Annotated in this window: 3 protein-coding genes; 2 read left to right on the forward strand and 1 reads right to left on the reverse strand. The window is 60.7% G+C overall.

Annotated features, from left to right (window positions below):
• Nucleotides 1-182: 182 nt before the first annotated feature.
• Complete coding sequence (locus tag Q0S16_RS23030; protein ID WP_295853665.1) at nt 183-1823, reverse strand: NAD(P)/FAD-dependent oxidoreductase; 1641 nt, start codon at nt 1821-1823, stop codon at nt 183-185.
• Nucleotides 1824-1844: 21 nt separating this feature from the next.
• Here Q0S16_RS23030 and Q0S16_RS23035 point away from each other — a divergent pair, with 21 nt between their 5' ends.
• Together Q0S16_RS23035 and Q0S16_RS23040 are read left to right on the forward strand one after the other, a co-directional pair.
• Entirely contained in the window at nt 1845-2888 is a 1044-nt protein-coding gene (locus Q0S16_RS23035; RefSeq protein WP_295853668.1) for a LysR family transcriptional regulator, read from the forward strand.
• Between the two features lie 155 nt (nt 2889-3043).
• Nucleotides 3044-4414 (forward strand): glucan biosynthesis protein G (locus Q0S16_RS23040; RefSeq protein ID WP_295853671.1); only part of this gene is annotated, 1371 nt, incomplete at its 3' end.

Below are 4414 nucleotides of genomic sequence, written 5' to 3' on the forward strand. Positions count from 1 at the left end.
ATTTGGTTTTGTATTCGGGTGCGCCGGTTTTCCGGTCACTTCCCGTCCTCCGCCGCAGGCCTGTTATCGATCAGCCCCTTGCACGGATCGTGCAGTATCCATCGCGTTCTGTCCAACAGCCTTTTCAAAGCCGCTACCAGCTTCGCTGCGACGATCGGACACTCCTGTCCGGCCGGCCTTGTTCAGCTCCGCGAGAAACCGCGGTAGTCGTCCTGGGCCACGTCGTCGCAGATCGACGTGTAGCGCGCGAAGCCGCCGGCATAGGGCATGAAGACGCGCGGCTTTCCCGGCACATTGGCGCCGAGATACCACGACGAACTGGCCATCGGCAGCAGCGTGGCGTCGGCGGCTTCATTGACCTCATCGACCCATTTGTCCGTCGATTCAGACTGGGCCTCGATCCGCTTCAAACCTTTGGCCCGCATTTCACGAATGCAGTTGGTGATCCAGTCGACATGCTGCTCGATGGCGATCGGCATGTTGCAGAGTACCGACGGACTGCCGGGACCGGTAATGGTGAACAGGTTCGGAAATCTCGGCGTCTGAAGACCGAGATAGGTGCGCGGTCCGGCCGACCATGCATCCTTCAATTTGTGGCCGCCGCTGCCGGCGATATTCAGATTGACGAGCGCGCCGGTGAGGGCGTCGAACCCGGTCGCAAAAACGATGATGTCAAGTTCGTATTCTTGTTGAGTGGTCCGGATGCCGTTCGCCGTCACCTCGACGATCGGCTCCGCCTTCAGGTCGACAAGCTGCACGTTTTCGCGGTTGAAGGTTTCGAAATAGCCGGTGTCGATCGGCGGCCGCTTGGTGGCGAAGCCGTGGTCGTGCGGGGTCAGCATGTCGGCGATCGCGGGATTCTCGACCACTTCCTTGATCTTCTGGCGGATGAAATCGGACGCCGTATCGTTGGCCTTGACGTCCTGCAGGATGTCTGAGAACGACGCGCGAAAACGCAACCCACCGCGCTCCCACGCTTTTTCATAGATCTCGTCGCGCTCCTCGTCCGGGACCGAGAGCGCCGACCGCGTCGACATCGAGAACGGATGTCCGTTGGTGCCGGCGCGCGCCTGGCGCCAGATATCATCATAGGTTTCGCGCGTATGCTTGATGTCGTCCGCGGAGACCGGGCCGTTGCGGGCGGGAATGCTGTAATTCGCGGTGCGCTGGAACACGGTGAGATGCTTCGCCTGCTGCGCCAGCGCCGGGGCCGCCTGGATGCCGGTCGATCCGGTGCCGATCTGGCCGACGCGCTTGCCGCCGAGGTCAACGCCTTGATGCGGCCACAGGCCGGTATGGTACCACTGGCCCTTGAAATTCTCGAGGCCCGGCAGCTTCGGCACGTTGGTGCTGGACAGGCAGCCCACGGCGGTGATGAGAAACGACGCCGACAGCACCTGGCCGCTGGCGGTGTTCACGCTCCACATATTGGTAGTGTCATCAAACGACGCCGAAACGACTTCCGTGCCTAGCCGGATATCGCGCTTGAGTTCGAGCCGGTCGGCGACGAAATTCAGGTATTTCCGGATTTCCGGGTGCTCGGGATAGCGCTCGCTCCAGCTCCACGCCTGCTCGATCTCCTTGTTGAAGGAGTAGCAGTAGTAGTAGCTCTCGGAGTCGCAGCGGGCGCCGGGATACCTATTCCAGTACCAGGTCCCGCCAATGCCATCGCCCTTTTCGAGGACGACCACGTCAAGGCCAAGTTCGTCGCGCAATTTGTGCAGCTGATAGAGCCCGGAAAAGCCGGCACCGATGATGATCGCGTCATAGACCTGGCGCGGTGACTCACTCACCGCGGAAGCGGTGCTCGAAATAGTGACCAAGGGGCATCTCCCGGTTCGTTCTTGCGCAGGCTCTCGATTGATCGGAGCGCTATTGAACCGGAGGCTACGGATTTGCCGATTGCCTTTCCAGACCCTATCGGTCAAAGCTGCTGTGAATTCCTGTCACATGAGAAAAACGTGAACCGCTACACAGAGATGCAGGTTTTCGTGCGGGCGGCGGAGGATGGCAGCTTTTCCGCTGCGGCGCGCAACCTGGCGATAACGCCTTCCGCCGTCAGCAAGCTGATCGCGCGGATGGAAGAGCGGCTCGGCGCGCTGCTGTTTCGACGCGCGCACCGCAACATCGTGATGACCCCGGAGGGCGAGTTGTTCTATCAGGCGGCGCTCGCCGCCATCGAGGCGGTTGAAGCCGCCGACGCGACGGTTTTCAGCGGCAAACTCGGCCGCGAGACACTGAAGATTCGCTCGATGCCGATCTTTGGTCAGGCCGTTCTGGCGAAGAAGCTACCGGAATTCTGCCGCCAACATCCAGAGCTGCAGGTCGAGTTGCAATTGCGAATCGATCCCGGACCGCTGCTCGACGAGGGCACCGACGTGACGATCCATGTCGGTCATCTCGATGACTCCTCATTAGTGGCGACCCGCTTCACGAGCACGCGCTGGATCATCTGCGCGTCGCCGGACTATCTGGCGGAACATGGCATGCCGTCGCATCCGGACGAACTGGCCCAGCACAGCTGCCTGAATTTCCATTCATCGATCGCCGCCAGTACCTGGACCGTGCGTGGCGATGATGGTGGTTCCAAGCCGCTATCGGTGAAGAGTCGGGTGCGATCCAACCAGGCTTCCATCCTGATAGAGTTCGTTCGCGCCGGCCTCGGCATCGCCCGGTTGATCGAAGTGCAGATCGCCGATGATTTGGCGCAGGGTCGGCTGATCGAACTATTCCCGGAGCATCAATGTCCCGAAGAACATCCGATTTACGCGGTGTACCAAAGCCGGCGACTTGTCAGTAATCGCGTGCGCGTATTCCTCGATTTTCTCAAGACGGCCCTGCCCGATCCGCCGCCCTGGCAATATTGGCGGACGCTGGCCAAGGATTGAACGGGTTGCAGGCCAAGCAGCGCCAAGTTGAATCTGGTTTCGACAAAGTCGGGACAGCGATCCAGACCTGTCCAGTCCAACATTGTTCCTGGCAGGGAACCTGAGCGCTCGTCATGTGTTGTCGCGTATCAGCTCTTTGGACATCTGGAGATACCTTGAACCGACGTCAACTTCTCGGCGCTACGGCCGTGCTGCCGCTGCTGGCGATGTCGCCGCGCAGCCTCGCCGCCGCCGCTGGACCGACACCTTTCGACGCTTCTGTCGTGCGGCAGATGGCGCGTGATGCCGCCTCCAAGGCGTTCAAGGCGCCGGACAACAAGCTGCCGGATTCGCTGAAGAACCTCGATTACGACCAGTACCGCGCGCTTCGATTCAATCCGGAGAAGGCGCTTTGGCATGGCGAGAAGCTGCCGTTCGAGGTGCAATTCTTTCACCGCGGCTCGTTCTACACCAACCGCGTCGACATCTATCAAGTCGCCAGTGGGCAGGCCATCCAAGTCCCATATCAACCCGAGAATTTCTCCTTCGGCACCACGCCGCCGCCACCGGCCGGCACCGATCTCGGCTTCGGCGGCTTCCGGCTGCATGCGCCGATCAACAAGCCCGATTATTATGACGAGGTCTGTGTATTCCTTGGCGCCAGCTATTTCCGGGCGGTCGCTAAAGGTCAGGTCTATGGCCTGTCGGCGCGCGGACTTTCGATCAACACCGGCGATGCGGCCGGCGAGGAATTTCCGCAGTTCAAGGCGTTCTGGATCGAGAAGCCGGCATCCAATGCCAGTTCGATCGTGGTCCATGCGCTGCTCGACAGTGAAAGCGCCGCGGCCGCCTATCGCTTCACCATCCGCCCGGGCGAGACCACGATTTTCGATGTGGAGATGGCGATCTATCCGCGGGTGGAGTTGAAGAATGCCGGCCTGGCGCCGATCACCAGCATGTTCTTCTTCGGTCCCAACGACCGCAAGGAGGTCGATGATTTCCGCCCCGCCGTGCACGATTCCGACGGCCTGGCGATTTATAATGGCCGCGGCGAACAATTGTGGCGGCCGCTGAACAATCCGCGCGACTTGCAGATCAGCTCGTTCGGCGATCTCAATCCGCGCGGCTTCGGGCTGATGCAGCGGCAGAAGAATTTTCTCGACTACCAGGATCTCGAATCCAGTTTCGAGCGGCGCCCCAGCCTGTGGGTCGAGCCGATCGGCGACTGGGGTGAAGGTTCGGTACAATTGCTCGAAATTCCGACCAAGGAGGAAATCCACGACAATATCGGCAGCTTCTGGCACCCGAAGAACCCGCTGCCGGCCAAGGGCGAGCACACCTACATTTATCGCCTGCACTGGGGACCGGATCATCCAAAACCCTCGGCGCTGGCGATTTTTTCACGCAGCGGCGTCGGCTCGCGCGGCGAGGACACCAAGCTGTTCGTGCTCGATTTGATCGGCGACAAGCTCAAATCGATCGATCCCAAGAAGATCAAGGGCGTGGTCACCGCCGAAAAGGCCGAGATCCGCAACATCGTCACGCAG

It is taken from the genome of Tardiphaga sp., from assembly GCF_025356345.1.
Classification (GTDB): Bacteria; Pseudomonadota; Alphaproteobacteria; order Rhizobiales; family Xanthobacteraceae; genus Tardiphaga.